This is a genomic window from Sphingobium sp. PAMC28499, assembly GCF_004795815.1.
GTDB lineage: Bacteria > Pseudomonadota > Alphaproteobacteria > Sphingomonadales > Sphingomonadaceae > Sphingobium > Sphingobium yanoikuyae.
In genome coordinates, this window is record NZ_CP039248.1 from 3,762,831 (window position 1) to 3,777,265 (window position 14,435).

Sequence of the window (14,435 nt, forward strand, 5' to 3'; positions counted from 1 at the left end):
CTTTACAGCGCTCGCATCCAGAATTGCATCGGGTGGCTGATCTTTTCGCTGCCGCCAATTTCCTTCCAGCTCATCTCGCACAGCGCGCCCTCGATCGGCGCATAGCCGCGCTTGCGCCAGAAAGGGGCCAGGTCACGGGCGTCGGCCGGGCGGCGCGGATCGTCCTCGCCGCGCACCACGCCACAGAAGATCGCATAATCGGCGCCAGCGTCGCGCGCCGCCGCCTCGCGCGCGTCGAAGAAGAGATGACCGATGCCGCGACCATGATAGGCCGGCAGCAGCACGGACTCGCCGAAATAGAAGCTGCGCGTGACATCGACGCCGGCTGCCACCAGCGGCGCGACCAGGCTGTCGGGCTGGCCGGCCAGCGGCGAGGCGGTGGCGATGCCGACCGGCTCCTCGCCGATCCGCGCCCGCACCAAAGTCGCACGCTCGCTCGCCAGGAAAGCGCGCAGATACGCCTCCTCATGCGCGGCATCGCCCTCATAAAGATAGGGCCACTCACGGAAGATGCGGATACGCAGCGTCGCCAGCGCCTCCAGCCCTTCCGCATCGCTGGTCACGCGGTCGACGATGATCGACGGCTCGGTCATTCTGCAATCTCCTGATCTTCGATTTGCGGCGCGGCCGGCGCATCGTCGCGCGCGGCATCGCTGGCCATCTGCGCGATCACGTCCGATCCCGCGCCATTCTGGATGATGTGGAAGGGCACATGCTGTTCGGGCCAGTGGCGGAAGGGCAGCACCGTGCCATCCGCACGCAGCTGGTCGACCATGGCAAGGTCGATGTCCGCCACCACCCAGGCCGGACCGTTCGCCTGCCCCAGCGCGATCACGCCATCGTCGGGCATTGTGCCGTCGGGCGGACCAAAGGCACCGGCGGCGCCGAAATTCTCGTCCATGCAAGGGAGCCAGGGCGCCATGCCGACGCTGGGCGACTGGACGACGAAGCATTGATTTTCCATCGCCCGCGCCTGCGCGCCGATCCGCACCCGCCAATAGCCCTGCATCGTGTCGGTGGCCGATGGCGTCAGGATCAGCTTGGCGCCCGCCTCCGCCTGCGCCCGCGCGATCATCGGAAATTCGACATCATAACAGATCGATATGCCGACCGGCCCGATCGGCGTGTGGATAAGGTTGATGCTGTCGCCGCCGCTGATGCCCCAGCGCTCGCGCTCGAACCGGGTCATCATGATCTTGTCCTGATGGCCGGTGGTGCCGTCCGGGCAGAAGAGCCGCGCACGATTGACGATCCGGCCGTCGCTTTCCCGCACCGGCCGGCTGCCCGCCAGGATCAGGATGTCGAGCCGCGCCGCAAGCTCGGCATGGACGCGGTCATAGGCCTCGCCAAACTGCATCACCAGGTCGAGCGAGGCGGTCAGATCCGCCGCCCGCTCGGGATCGATCCCGGCCAGCTCCATCGCCGCATATTCCGGGAAGATCGCCAGGGTCGCGCCCAGCGCGGCCGCCTCCTCCACCCAGCGGGTCAGCTTTTCCTGCCAGGCGGCAAAGCTCTGCACCTGCTCGATCGGATATTGGGCGGCGGCAACGCGAATGTGGGTCAAGGATACCTCAGGATGGAACGGCAACGGGACAGGCGGCGGTTTTAGCGCCCTTCGACCTGCGCGATCCAGTCGGCCAGATTATAATGGTTGGAAATGCGCGTGATCAGCCCCTCGACGATGTCGAAGAAGGCGCCAACGCGCAGATGATAGGTCTGGCCGGCGGCCGGCGGCAGCCCTTTGTCGGTTACCAGATAGCGGCCGTCCAGCATGAACTCGGCCGCCGCTCGCGTCCCTTCCGCATTGGCCAGCACGACCGGATCGATCACCGTCTCGGCATAGCAATGGTTCATATGGGCCAGGAAATCGGCGAACGCCGCCTTGCCGATGCGGGCCGCGCCCTGGCTCGGCTCATGCCGCACATCGTCGGCCAGCAGCGCCAGCATCCCCTCGGCATCCTGCCGGTTGAAGGCGTCATAATAAGCATGGACCAGGGCCAGGGTCGCTTCGGACACAGATTTCTCCTCGAACTGGGAAAACGGGCGGGATCAGCCGACCAGCCGCATGGCCGATCGGCGATGGCGGGTGCGATAGCCGTCCGACTTCGCCTCCATCCGCGCCAGATTATGGACGGTCAGCCCGGCAATGCCACTAATCGCGTCGACCTGATCGGCGCCCAGCGTGAAGTCGTCGCCCAGGAAGACGCGGGCCGCCTTGCCATCGCCGATCGGCGCCCGCACGAACACCTCACACCGCCCGCCCCGGCTGCCGGACAGGATCGCGGCCAGCTTGGCGACGGCCTCGACCATCTCGATGTCCAGCACCAGCTCCATGCGCGACACGTTGGCGATCTCGCGGAACGGCTCCATCCGGCGCACAGTGACGCGCGGCGTTTCCTCGCCCGGCAGGCGATCCAGCTCGACATGCAGCAGCGCGCAATCGCCCTCGCGCGCCAGTTCCTCGATCTGCTTGCAGGCATCCTCGTCGAAACAGCTCGCCTGGAACTGGCCGCTCTGGTCCGAGAAGGTGGCGTTGGCATAGCGCGCGCCCCGCCGCGTCTCGCGCCAGCGCACATCCTCGACCATCGCCGCCATGATACCCATCACCCGCCCTTCGGCATTGGGCATGCCCATTGGCTGCGAACAGATTTCGCCATAGCTTTTCGCGCCGCGCGCATCGGCCAGATGACGGAAACGGTCGACCGGATGGGCCGAGAAATAGAAGCCGAACGCCTCCTTTTCCTGCGCCATCCGGTCCGACACGGTCCAGGCCTGATGCGGCGGGATACGGACGTCGGCATGGGCCGTCTCGACATCGCCGAACAGGCCGCCCTGCCCGCTTTCGCGCGCCTGCGCCGCGCTTGCCGCGACGCTCAACAGGGTTTCGGCCGCCGCATGCACCCCGGCCCGATCGGCATGGATGGTGTCGAACGCACCGGCCGCCGCCAGGCTTTCGAGCTGGCGCCGGTTGAGCAGGCGCGGCTCGATCCGGTCGGCCAGATCGTCCAGATGCTTGAACGGGCCATTGGCTTCGCGCTCGGCGACGAGTTGTTCCATCGCCTTCTCGCCCACGCCCTTGAGGCCGCCCAGCGCATAGCGCACGGCAAAGCCCAGTCGCGGATCATCGCCCTCGAACGGCACCGCCTCGACGGTGAAGTCGGCCTCGCTCTGGTTGAGGTCGGGCGGCAGGCAGGTCATGCCCATGCGCCGCATATCGTCGACGAAGACGGTCAGCTTTTCGGTCAGATGGATATCGAAGGCCATCGACCCGGCATAGAATTCCGCCGGATAATGGGCCTTGAGCCAGGCGGTCTGATAGGCGAGCAGCGCGTAGGCGGCGGCGTGCGACTTGTTGAAGCCATAGCCGGCGAACTTGTCGATCAAGTCGAACAGCTCGTTGGCCTTGGCCGGCTTGATGTCGCTCTTGGCGCAGCCCTCGACGAAGCGCAGGCGCTGGGCGTCCATTTCCGCCTTGATCTTCTTGCCCATGGCGCGGCGCAGAAGGTCGGCGTCGCCAAGCGAGTAGCCGGCCAGGATCTGGGCGGCCTGCATAACCTGTTCCTGATAGACGAAGATGCCATAGGTTTCCTCGAGGATCGGCTTCAGCAGGATGTGCGGATATTCAATCTCTTCCTGGCCGTTCTTGCGGCGCCCGAACATCGGGATATTGTCCATCGGGCCGGGACGATAGAGCGACACCAGCGCGATGATGTCGCCGAAATTGGTCGGACGCACGGCGGCCAGCGTCTTGCGCATGCCTTCGGATTCCAGCTGGAACACGCCGACCGTGTCGCCACGCTGGAGCAGTTCATAGACCTTGGCATCGTCCCAGGCCAGTGTGTCGAGATCGACCGTGACGCCGCGCCCCTTGAGCAGCTGCACCGCCTTCTGCAGCACCGACAGCGTCTTGAGGCCGAGAAAGTCGAACTTCACCAGCCCCGCGCCCTCGACGAACTTCATGTCGAACTGGGTCACCGGCATGTCGGATCGCGGATCGCGATAGAGCGGCACCAGCTGGCTCAGCGGCCGGTCGCCGATCACCACGCCGGCCGCATGGGTGGAGCTGTGGCGCGGGAAGCCCTCCAGCTTCATCGCATAGTCGATCAGGCGCTTGACCTGATTGTCATTGTCATATTCCGCCTTGAACTCGGCGACGCCGTTCAGCGATCGCTCCAGCGTCCAGGGATCGGTCGGATGGTTGGGCACCAGCTTGGCGAGGCGATCGACCTGGCCATAGCTCATCTGCATCACGCGGCCGGTATCCTTCAGCACGGCGCGGGCCTTCAATTTACCGAAGGTGATGATCTGGGCGACATGGTCGCTGCCATATTTCTGCTGCACGTAGCGGATCACCTCGCCGCGCCGCGTTTCGCAGAAGTCGATATCGAAGTCGGGCATGGAGACGCGTTCCGGGTTCAGGAAGCGCTCGAACAGCAGGCCCAGTTGCAGCGGATCGAGATCGGTGATGGTCAGCGCCCAGGCGACCAGCGATCCGGCACCCGAACCACGGCCCGGCCCCACCGGAATATCATGATCCTTGGCCCATTTGATGAAGTCGGCCACGATCAGGAAGTAGCCGGGGAAGCCCATCTGGATGATGATGTCCATTTCGAACTTCAGCCGCTCGAAATAGGGCTGGCGCGCTTCGTCCGCGATGATCCCGGCCTTTTCCAGCCGGGCTTCCAGCCCCGCGATCGACTGGTCGCGCAGCATGATGCCCTCGCCCTCGATATCGCCGGCAAGGCTCGGCAGGATCGGCTTGCGCTTGGGCGCCATCACCGCGCAGCGCTGCGCCACGACCAGCGTATTGGCCAGCGCCTCGGGCAGATCCTCGAACAGCCGCTTCATCTCCGCCGCCGGCTTCATCCAGGCGTCGGGCGAACTGGTGCGACGGTCGGGCGTCTCGACATAGGCGCCATCGGCGATGCACAGCATCACGTCATGCGCCGCGTGAAATTCCGGCTCGGCAAAGCAGGTCGGGTTGGTCGCGACCAGCGGCAGATTGCGGTCATAGGCCAGGTCGAGCAGATGCGGCTCCGCCTTGCCCTCGATCGGGTCGAGCCGGCGGCAAATCTCGACATAGAGGCGATCGGGGAACAACGCCTGCAACCGGTCGGCATAAGCGAGCGCGGCGTCGGGCTGATCCTCGGCGAACAGGCGGGCGATCGCCCCCTCCCCGCCGGCGGTCAGCGCGATCACGCCATCGGTCCGCCCCTCCAGCATGTCGAGCGTGACATGGGGCACTTCCTCCAGCGGCCGGTCGAGATGCGCCATCGACACGAGCGCGCAGATATTGTCATAGCCGCCCGCATCCTGCGCATAGAGGGCGATCCAGTCATGCACCGCCGGCGCGTTGGATGGCCGACCCGGCCGCACCACGCCCAGCATGGCGCCGACGATCGGCTGCACGCCCTCGCCCTTGCAGCCATCGGAAAAGGCCATCGAACCATAAAGGCCGTTGCGGTCGGTGATCGCCGCCGCCGGAAAACCCAGGGCCTTGGCCTGCTTGGCGATCTTCTTGGGGTCGATCGCCCCTTCGAGCATGGTGAAGGACGAAAAGATGCGCAGCGGTACGAAGGCGGAATGAGACATCGCGGCAATCTAACGACGCCCGCGCCCGCGCGCCAGTCCCGCCCGGCGAAAAGCTGTGGACAAGATCACCACTTGTCGCTTGCCAAGGGCTGCGCTTGCTGATCCTATCGCGCCCAAAGAACAGGGAGAACGGTCATGTCGGACAGCAACCCGGTTTCCACCCCGCCCGGCATCGCCGACCGGGCCAAGGCGATCATCCTGCGGCCCAAGGACGAATGGCCGCTGATCGAGGCCGAACCGGCCAGCATCGGCAGCATCTATACCGGCTATGCCATGATCCTGGCGGCGATCCCGCCGCTCGCGACCCTGATCGGCGGACAGGTCTTTGGCCATGGCCTGTTCGGCATTACCTGGCGCCCGCCACTGATCGGCGCGATCGGCATGGCCATCGCCCATTATGTCCTGTCGCTGATCGGCCTCGCCGTGCTGGCCATCATCATCAACTTCCTCGCCCCCAGCTTCGGCGGCCAGCGCGACAAGCTGAAAGCGTTCAAGATTTCCGCCTATTCGGCGACCGCCGGCTGGCTGGCCGGCATCTTCTCGCTGCTACCGGGCCTTGGCATGCTCGGCCTGCTCGGGCTTTACAGCCTCTATCTCCTCTATCTCGGCCTGCCGCGCCTGATGAAGGTGCCAGAGCAGAAGGCGCTGCCCTACACCATCGTCACCATGGTCGCGGGCGCGCTGCTCTTCATCCTCGCCAGCCTGCTCGCCATGCCGTTCAGCGGCCTGCCGGGTGGCCATGCCGGGCCGGACGAGATCGGCGGTGAGATCACCGTGCCGGGCATCGGCAAGATCGACGTCGACAAGATGGACGCCGCGACAAAGCAGATGGAACAGGCCGCCAAGCGGATGGAGGAAGCGACCAACAATGGCCGTTCCGCAGCGATCGCGCCCGATGTGCTGCAGGCGCTGCTGCCCGAGAAGATCGGCCGCTTCACCCGCACCGAGATGGAAAGCAGCGGCATGTCCGCCGGCGCCCATGCCTCCGCCCGCTACCGTGCCGGCGACGACGAGATCGAGTTGGAGGTGAACGACATCGCAGTGGCCGGCGCCTTTGCCGGGATCGGCGCGGCGCTCAACGTCCAGTCGAACCGCCAGACCGCCAGCGGCTATGAGCGCACCCAGACGATCGACGGCCGCATCGTGACCGAGGAATGGGACAAGGACAGCCGCCACGGCAAATATGCCACCACACTGGCCGACCGCTTCATGGTCGAGGCGGAGGGCACCGTCGCCGATATCGGGGAATTGAAGGCCGCAGTGAACGCGCTCGATCTCGACCGACTGAGCGCGCTCGCCGCAAAATAGGCAATGTCATGAGGTCGCCCGCGTAACGAATTGCCAAGCTATAGGGCTTAGGTTAGGCGCCACCATGCGTTTATCCACGATCACCAACTGGGCCTATGGGGCCACCGTCCTGCTCACTTTGGCGTCGGGCACGACGATGCTGTTCGCGTCCGGCGCGGAACAGCGCGAGCGCGCCGCGGTCGCCCAGCGTGCCAGTTTCGACCAGTTGACCTCCACCTTGGAGGAGGATGTCTATCGCCTCACCGAGCAGGCGCGCGGCTATGTGATTTCGGGCGATCCCAGCCATCTGGTCGTCTATCGCCGCGAGAAGGAAGCGCTGCGTTCCGTCGAGGACCGTATCCGGCATCTCAAGGACGCCGGCGCCAACGAGAATGAACTGAATGCGCTGCGCCAGGCGATCCAGTGGGCCGACGCCCTGTCCGACGAACAGGATGTCGCGATCAAGGCGGCGCAGGCGGGCGATGACAAGACCGCCCGCACCATCCTCTTCGGCGACGAATATGGCCGCGAACTGGACCGGGTGGCGGCGCAGGTCGGCCGCTTCCAATATATGCTGGACCATCGCACCGACACGGCGGTGCAGGGCGCGACCGATACCGCGCGCCAGTGGCGGACCATGTCGGAAATCATGCTGGGCGTCACCGCCCTGCTGTTCCTGTGCGTCCTCTATTTCGTGCTGAAGCAGCGCATCCTGCATCCCGTCGTGCGCCTGAGCGATGTCGTCACCCGCCTTGCCGCGCAGGATTTTGCCGCGATCCCGCCTGACTTCCCGCAGGTGGACGAGATTGGCGACATGGCGCAGGCGATCCGTATTTTCCGTGAAAATGGCCTGGAGCGGCAACGGCTGGAGCAGGAGCGCGATGTCGATCGCACCATGCGCGACCTGCTGTCGCGCATGACCCAGCGCCTGCAGGGCTGCGACAGCACCGCCGATCTGGTCGAGGTGGTGCGCCGCTTCACCCCGGAAATCACGCCCGACTTCCCCGGCCGCCTCTATATCCACGACATTCGCCGCAACATGATGCTGCAGGCCTGCGACTGGCTCGACCCCAAACAGTCGCGCAACGATTTCCCGGCCTCGGCCTGCTGGGCGCTGCGACGCGGCCAGGTCCACAAGCCGCGCGGCGGCATGGTCGACATTGCCTGCGAGCATCTGGAAGGCGAAACCGCCGTCCCGACCATCTGCATCCCGCTGGCGGCACAGGGGGAAAGCATCGGCCTGCTCTATTTCGAACAGACCCGCGACATGGATGCCGATCATCTCGACCGGGCGGAAAAATATCTGGAAATGCTGGCGGAGAATATCGGCCTGGCGCTCGCCAATTTGCGCCTGCGCGACGCGCTGCGTGAAATGGCGATGGCCGACGCGCTGACCGGCCTGCCCAACCGCCGCCATTTCGACGCCATGTTCGAAGCGCTGGTGGACGAGGCGGAACGCAACCATGCCCCGCTCGCCTGCCTGATGGTCGACATCGACCATTTCAAGCGGTTCAACGACAGCTATGGCCATGATGCCGGCGACGCGGTGCTGCGCGCGGTTGGTGCGGTGCTGGGCGACTCGCTGCGCGAACAGGGCTTTGCCTTCCGCCTGGGCGGCGAGGAATTTGTCCTCCTGATGCCCGGCTTCACGCTGGAGCAGGCGCTCACCCGGTCCGCCCAGATCCAGCAGCGCATCCGCGACCTGCGGGTCGAGCATCGCGGTCAGGAACTGGGGCCGATCACCGCCTCCTTTGGCCTGGCCGCCTGGCCCGACCATGGCGCCGCCGTCCGACTGGTCACTACCGCCGACGCCGCGCTGCTGCGCGCCAAGGGCGAGGGCCGCGACCAGATCATGGTCGCGACCGCGCGCGAGGGGATGTTACCGGGCTGACGCCTCTTCCAGCCGCCCTTCGTGCAGGCGGACCACCCGGTCCATCTTTTCCGCCAGCCGCTCATTATGGGTGGCGACCAAAGCTGCCGATCCTTCGCCCCGCACCAGGCGCAGGAATTCGGCCAGCACCACGTCGGCAGTGCGCTCGTCCAGATTGCCGGTCGGCTCGTCCGCCAGCACCAGCGCCGGGCGATTGGCCAGCGCGCGGGCGACCGCGACACGCTGCTGCTCGCCACCCGACAACTGGCTCGGCCGATGGTCGAGCCGATGCCCCAGCCCCAGCGCCGTCAGCAGCGATTCCGCGCGGGTCCGCGCCGCGTCCATGGTCGCGTCCTTGATCACCTGCGGCAGCACGACATTCTCGGTCGCGTTGAAATCGGGCAACAGGTGGTGGAACTGATAGACGAAGCCCAGCGCATCGCGGCGCAGGCGGGTGCGCCCGTCATTGTCCAGCTTGGCCGCTTCCTCGCCAGCGATGCGGATCGATCCGTCGAACCCGCCCTCCAGCAAGCCGACCGCCTGCAACAGCGTCGACTTGCCCGAGCCCGACGGGCCGAGCAACGCGACGATCTCGCCCGGCCCAACCGTCAGGTCGACGCCGCGCAGCACGTCGATCGTGACGCCGCCCTGGGTGAAGCTGCGGGACAGGCCGCTGACCTTGAGGACATCATTCATAGCGCAGCACCTGGACAGGATCGGTATTGGCAGCCTTGAAGGCCGGATAGAGGGTGGCGAGGAAGCTGAAGACCAGCGCCATCAGACAGATGATCACGATCTCAACCGGATCGGGCTTGGACGGCAATTCGGTCAGGAAGCGGATCGAGGGATCCCACAGATTCTGCCCGGTCACGAACTGGATCACATTCACCACGCTCTGGCGGAAGAAGAGGAAGGTGAAGCCCAGCACCATGCCGGCGACCATGCCCAGCGTGCCGATGGTCACACCCACCGTCATGAAGATCTTCACCAGCCCGCTCCGGCTCGCCCCCATGGTCCGCAGGATCGCGATGTCGCGGGTCTTGGCGCGCACCAGCATGATCAGCGAAGACAGGATGTTGAACACCGCGACCAGCACGATGATCGACAGCACGACGAACATCGCCACCCGCTCGACCGCCAGCGCCTCGAACAGGCTGGCATTCATCTGGCGCCAGTCCTGCACCACGGCGCGGCCCGCGACCTTGGCCGCCAGCGGCTCCAGGATCGACCCGACCCTGTCGGCATTGACCGTTTCGACCTCGATCATGCTGACGACATCGCCCAGCAGCAGCAGCGTCTGCGCATCCTCGATGGGCATGACCACGAAGGCCTTGTCATAATCATAGACGCCGACCTCGAAGATCGCCGCCACCTGATAGGAAATCTGGCGGGGAACGGTGCCGAACGGCGTCGACCGGCCCGCCGGGTTCATGATGCTGATATGGTCGCCGACCTGGATACCCAGATTTTCCGCCAGGCGCACGCCGATGCCGACCTTCTCGCTATTGGCGGTCAGCGCGTTGAGATCGCCGGCGACGATCTTGCCCTTGAGCGTCGTGTTGCTGCGAATGTCGGGCACGGTCATGCCGCGCACCAGCACGCCTTCCACCCGCCCCTGATAGCTGCCGAGCAGGGGCTGCTCGATCAGCGGTGTCGCGCTGGTGACGCCCGGCGTCGCCTTCGCTTCCTTCAGCACATCGCGCCAGTCGGGCAGGCGCCCGCCATAGCCCTGCACCACGGCATGGCCGTTGAGGCCGACAATCTTGTCGAACAGCTCCGCGCGGAACCCGTTCATGACGCTCATGACGATGATGAGCGCGGCGACTCCGAGCATGACCGCGGCCAGGCTGATGCCGGCGACGAGGAAGATGAAGCCTTCCCCCTTGCCCGGCAGCAAATAGCGCTTGGCGATCATGCGTTCGTAGCGGGATAGAATCATGGTGGCGCGAATGGCCCTTCTGGTAGTGATGCGGCCGGTCTAGCAGGCTGAGCCTTAACGGCAAGGATTGCGGAATTGTTGCACACGGGACACAGGCCGATACAGAAAATCACAGAGCCCGGATTTTGCCCGTGACAGCAGGCTGCGCCAGTCATAGCAAGGCTCCCGAGGCACAGGCAAAAGGCCGTGGTTCAGGGATACTGCTTCCCACTTCAAGCTTAGGGGGCTGAGAAGTCGGTAGAGGCAGGCCAAGGGGGAGACGAGCAATCGTCCATTAAGTGCCCGGATCGCGAAAGCGGCCCGGGCACTTTTTTGTTCAGCGACTCTTGGGCCCTCTTCCCGCTTAACTTCGCACATTTCCCGCACATCTTGGCATTTTCGGATTCGAGACGGAAATTTTGTTACGCTTCCGTCCATTTCCCGCGCCCTCTTCTCGCCAGTCTATCGCCTGCGGGCGCTGTAGGACAGGCGGCGCGATGCTTCGCCCTGTCCCCTCTTGAACAACGCAAAGAGCCAACCATATCAATCCCGTCCGGCCGCCACATGGGGCCGGGCGCAAGCATAGGCCGGACGCCGAAGACCGGGTCCGGCAGGATCATTTTGCTCTGTTGGAGATTATGAGCATGCGTGGTTTCGACCTTACCCCCTATCGCCGCTCGACCGTCGGCTTCGATCGTCTGTTCGACCTGATCGAGAATAATGCCCGTCTGGCGCAGGGCGACAATTACCCGCCCTTCAACATCGAACGCCTGGCCGAGGACCGCTATCGCGTCACCCTGGCCGTCGCCGGCTTCCGTCCCGAGGAAATCGACATCACCGCCCAGCAGAATCTGCTCCAGGTGATCGGCCGCAAGGACGAGACCAATGCCGACCGTTCCAAGTTCCTGCATGTCGGCATCGCCAATCGCAGCTTCGAACGCCGCTTCGAACTGGCCGATTTCGTCCGCGTCGAAAAGGCGGACCTGGCCGACGGCCTGCTGGTGATCGAACTGGTGCGCGAAGTGCCCGAAGCGATGAAGCCCAAGAAGATCGCCGTGAATGGCGGCCATCTGGTCGACATCAACAAGGATCGCGACGCCGCCTGATCCGGCCATCCGAAACAAGCACAGGGCGCGACCGCAAGGTTGCGCCCTTCTTGCTGCCCGCCGTTCAGCGAACCTGTTGCGGTGGCGGCATCGGCATGGCGCTGATCGCGACATTGCCGAACATCACCAGCCCCGCGACGATCATCAGCACCCCGCGCTTGCGGTCGCCGCGCTTCACGATCGCGTAAATTCCCCCGCCGGTCAGCAGGATACCCGCCAGCATCAATATCGAAAGGATCATGCCCGCCATGGGCCAGTCCATAGGCGCCTAGCTGGACTGTGGCAATTGGCCGCCCATGCCCCTATGAGGCGCGCAGAAACGAATCACCCCAAGCCGCAGGGGACCGCACCCATGAAAATCGCCATCGCTTCCGATCATGCCGCCGTCGACCTGAAGGCCGAACTTGCGCAGTGGTTGCGCGACGAGGGCCATGAGGTCGCCGACCTCGGCCCGGCCACCGCCGACCGCGTCGATTATCCCGATTTTGGTTACAAGCTCGCGACCGCCGTCGCATCGGGCGAAGCGGAACGCGGCATCGCGCTCTGCGGTTCGGGCATCGGCATCTCGATCGCCGTCAATCGCAACCCGGCCTGCCGCTGCGCCCTGGTAGGCGAACCGCTGTCGGCCGCGCTGTCGCGCGAGCATAATGACGCCAACGTCCTGGCCATGGGTGCGCGCCTGACCGGCGTCGACATGGCCAAGGCCTGCGTCACCGCCTTCCTCACCACCGAGTTCGGCGGTGGCCGCCATGCCGGCCGCGTCGAGAAACTGTCCCAGCCCGCGCTCTGAAAGGACTTGAGATGAGCACCGAAACCCTCACCCAGCCCAACCTGTCCGACATTCGTTCGGAAGGCTATTTCACCGCAGGCCTGGCCGCTGCCGATCCGGCCGTGTTCGCCGGCGTCGCCCAGGAACTGAAGCGCGAGCAGACCCAGATCGAGCTGATCGCATCGGAAAATATCGTGTCGCAGGCCGTGCTCGAAGCGCAGGGCAGCGTCTTCACGAACAAGTACGCCGAAGGCTATCCGGGCAAGCGCTATTATCAGGGCTGCGCCCCGTCGGACGTGGTGGAACAGCTCGCCATCGACCGCGCCAAGCAACTGTTCGGCTGCCAGTTCGCCAACGTCCAGCCCCATTCGGGCGCGCAGGCCAATGGCGGCGTGATGCTGGCGCTGGTCAAGCCCGGCGAAACCATCATGGGCCTGTCGCTCGACGCCGGTGGTCACCTGACCCACGGTTCCAAGCCCAGCATGTCGGGCAAGTGGTTCAACGCCGTGCAATATGGCGTGCGCGAAGACACCCATCTGATCGACTATGACGCGGTCGAGGCCCAGGCGATCGAATGTAGCCCCAAGCTGATCATCGCCGGCGGCAGCGCCTATCCGCGCCAGATCGACTTCGCCCGCTTCCGCGCGATCGCCGACAAGGTCGGCGCGCTGTTCATGGTCGACATGGCCCATTTCGCCGGCCTGGTCGCCGGTGGCGCCCATCCCTCGCCCTTCGGCCATGCCCATGTCGTGACCACCACCACGCACAAGACGCTGCGTGGCCCGCGTGGCGGCATGATCATGACCGATGACGAGGCGATCGCGAAGAAGATCAATTCGGCGATCTTCCCCGGCCTCCAGGGCGGCCCGCTGATGCACGTGATCGCCGCCAAGGCTGTCGCCTTCGGCGAAGCGCTGCAGCCCGAATTCAAGACCTATGCCCAGGCGATCGTCACCAACGCGAAGGCGCTGGCCGGCAAGCTGGAGCAGCGCGGCCTGGCCGTGGTCTCGGGCGGCACCGACACCCACCTCGCCCTCATCGACCTGCGCCCCTACGGCATTTCGGGCAAGGATGCGGACGAGGCGCTGGAACGCAGCTTCATCACCTGCAACAAGAATGGCGTGCCGGGCGACCCGTTGCCGCCGACCAAGACCAGCGGCATCCGCGTCGGTTCGCCGGCCGGCACCACCCGCGGCTTCGGCGTCGCCGAGTTCGAGGATATCGGTGACATGATCGCCGACGTTCTGGAAGGCCTGCGCGACAATGGCGAAGCCGGCGATGCCGCCGTCGAAGCCAGCGTCCGCGAGCGTGTCGCCGCGCTCTGCGCCCGCTTCCCCATCTATCAGGGGTAAGCCCGCTTGCGCTGCCCTTTCTGCGCCCATGAGGACAGCCAGGTGAAGGACAGCCGGCCGACGGAGGATGGCAATGCCATTCGCCGTCGCCGGCAGTGCGAAGCCTGCGGCGCGCGCTTCACCACCTTCGAGCGCATCCAGTTGCGCGACATCTGGGTGGTGAAGAGCGAAGGCCGCAAGGAAGCGTTCGAGCGCGACAAGCTGGCCCGCTCCATCGGCATCGCCTGCCGCAAGCGGCCGATCGACCCGAGCCGGATCGAGAAGCTGATTTCGGGCATCCAGCGCCAGCTGGAAACCAGCGGCGAGAGCGAGATCCCGGCGCGATCGATCGGCGAGATGGTGATGGAGGGGCTCAAACGCCTCGACAGCGTCGCCTATATCCGCTTCGCCAGCGTCTACAAGGACTTCACCGACGCCCGCGACTTCGAGGATTTCGCCAGCACGGTGAAGGAGGTCGGGAGTGAGTGAGACGGAAGGCGCTATAATCTTCCGTTCGGCCTGAGCGAAGTCGAAGGCCCCAACCGAGCGAAGCGAGGGCGAG

At 65.3% G+C, this 14,435-nt stretch carries 13 protein-coding genes; 6 read left to right on the plus strand and 7 right to left on the minus strand.

Annotated features, from left to right (window positions below; all coding sequences use genetic code 11):
* Positions 1-2: 2 nt before the first annotated feature.
* From E5554_RS17900 to dnaE, 4 genes are read right to left on the minus strand one after another with little or no spacing between them, the layout of a single operon-like run.
* Complete coding sequence (locus E5554_RS17900; protein WP_136187618.1) at positions 3-593, minus strand: GNAT family N-acetyltransferase; 591 nt, start codon at positions 591-593, stop codon at positions 3-5.
* A complete protein-coding gene (locus E5554_RS17905; RefSeq protein WP_136187619.1) occupies positions 590-1,564 on the minus strand; it encodes a carbon-nitrogen hydrolase family protein in 975 nt (324 codons plus the stop codon). The genes E5554_RS17900 and E5554_RS17905 overlap by 4 nt, the downstream gene beginning before the upstream one ends.
* 41 nt (positions 1,565-1,605) lie before the next feature.
* Entirely contained in the window at positions 1,606-2,016 is a 411-nt protein-coding gene (locus tag E5554_RS17910; protein WP_136187620.1) for a ketosteroid isomerase-related protein, read from the minus strand.
* A gap of 33 nt (positions 2,017-2,049) precedes the next feature.
* The gene (gene dnaE / locus E5554_RS17915; RefSeq protein ID WP_136187621.1) at positions 2,050-5,592 is read right to left on the minus strand and encodes a DNA polymerase III subunit alpha; all 3,543 of its coding nucleotides are present in this window, start codon (positions 5,590-5,592) and stop codon (positions 2,050-2,052) included.
* A 135-nt stretch (positions 5,593-5,727) separates the two neighbouring features.
* On the opposite strand from dnaE, the gene E5554_RS17920 reads away from it, so the two are divergent.
* Positions 5,728-6,900, plus strand: a complete 1,173-nt coding sequence (locus E5554_RS17920) for a Yip1 family protein (protein WP_136187622.1) — start codon at positions 5,728-5,730, stop codon at positions 6,898-6,900.
* Positions 6,901-6,964: 64 nt separating this feature from the next.
* Positions 6,965-8,770, plus strand: coding sequence for a diguanylate cyclase (locus E5554_RS17925; RefSeq protein WP_136187623.1), 1,806 nt, complete (start codon positions 6,965-6,967; stop codon positions 8,768-8,770).
* Here E5554_RS17925 and E5554_RS17930 read toward each other — a convergent pair.
* Both E5554_RS17930 and E5554_RS17935 read right to left on the minus strand, forming a co-directional pair.
* Positions 8,759-9,445, minus strand: coding sequence for an ABC transporter ATP-binding protein (locus E5554_RS17930; protein ID WP_004211993.1), 687 nt, complete (start codon positions 9,443-9,445; stop codon positions 8,759-8,761). The two genes, E5554_RS17925 and E5554_RS17930, sit on opposite strands and share 12 nt — an antisense overlap.
* Positions 9,438-10,688, minus strand: coding sequence for a lipoprotein-releasing ABC transporter permease subunit (locus tag E5554_RS17935; protein WP_136187624.1), 1,251 nt, complete (start codon positions 10,686-10,688; stop codon positions 9,438-9,440). The genes E5554_RS17930 and E5554_RS17935 overlap by 8 nt, the downstream gene beginning before the upstream one ends.
* Positions 10,689-11,305: 617 nt before the next feature.
* Between E5554_RS17935 and E5554_RS17940 the strand changes: the two genes are divergently transcribed.
* Positions 11,306-11,773: an Hsp20 family protein gene (locus E5554_RS17940; RefSeq protein WP_010337347.1), complete on the plus strand. Its 468-nt coding sequence runs from the start codon at positions 11,306-11,308 to the stop codon at positions 11,771-11,773.
* A 64-nt stretch (positions 11,774-11,837) separates the two neighbouring features.
* Here E5554_RS17940 and E5554_RS17945 read toward each other — a convergent pair whose 3' ends face one another.
* Positions 11,838-12,023 (minus strand): hypothetical protein, encoded by a 186-nt coding sequence (locus E5554_RS17945; RefSeq protein WP_136187625.1) that lies wholly within the window; start codon positions 12,021-12,023, stop codon positions 11,838-11,840.
* Positions 12,024-12,125: 102 nt separating this feature from the next.
* Between E5554_RS17945 and rpiB the strand changes: the two genes are divergently transcribed.
* From rpiB to nrdR, 3 genes are read left to right on the plus strand one after another with little or no spacing between them, the layout of a single operon-like run.
* The gene (gene rpiB / locus E5554_RS17950) at positions 12,126-12,563 is read left to right on the plus strand and encodes a ribose 5-phosphate isomerase B (RefSeq protein ID WP_017501826.1); all 438 of its coding nucleotides are present in this window, start codon (positions 12,126-12,128) and stop codon (positions 12,561-12,563) included.
* An 11-nt stretch (positions 12,564-12,574) separates the two neighbouring features.
* Positions 12,575-13,894, plus strand: coding sequence for a serine hydroxymethyltransferase (gene glyA, locus E5554_RS17955; protein WP_136187626.1), 1,320 nt, complete (start codon positions 12,575-12,577; stop codon positions 13,892-13,894).
* A gap of 6 nt (positions 13,895-13,900) precedes the next feature.
* Positions 13,901-14,362 carry a transcriptional regulator NrdR gene (gene nrdR / locus E5554_RS17960; RefSeq protein WP_010337343.1) on the plus strand — a complete coding sequence of 154 codons (462 nt, stop codon included), beginning with the start codon at positions 13,901-13,903 and terminating at the stop codon, positions 14,360-14,362.
* Positions 14,363-14,435: the final 73 nt, after the last annotated feature.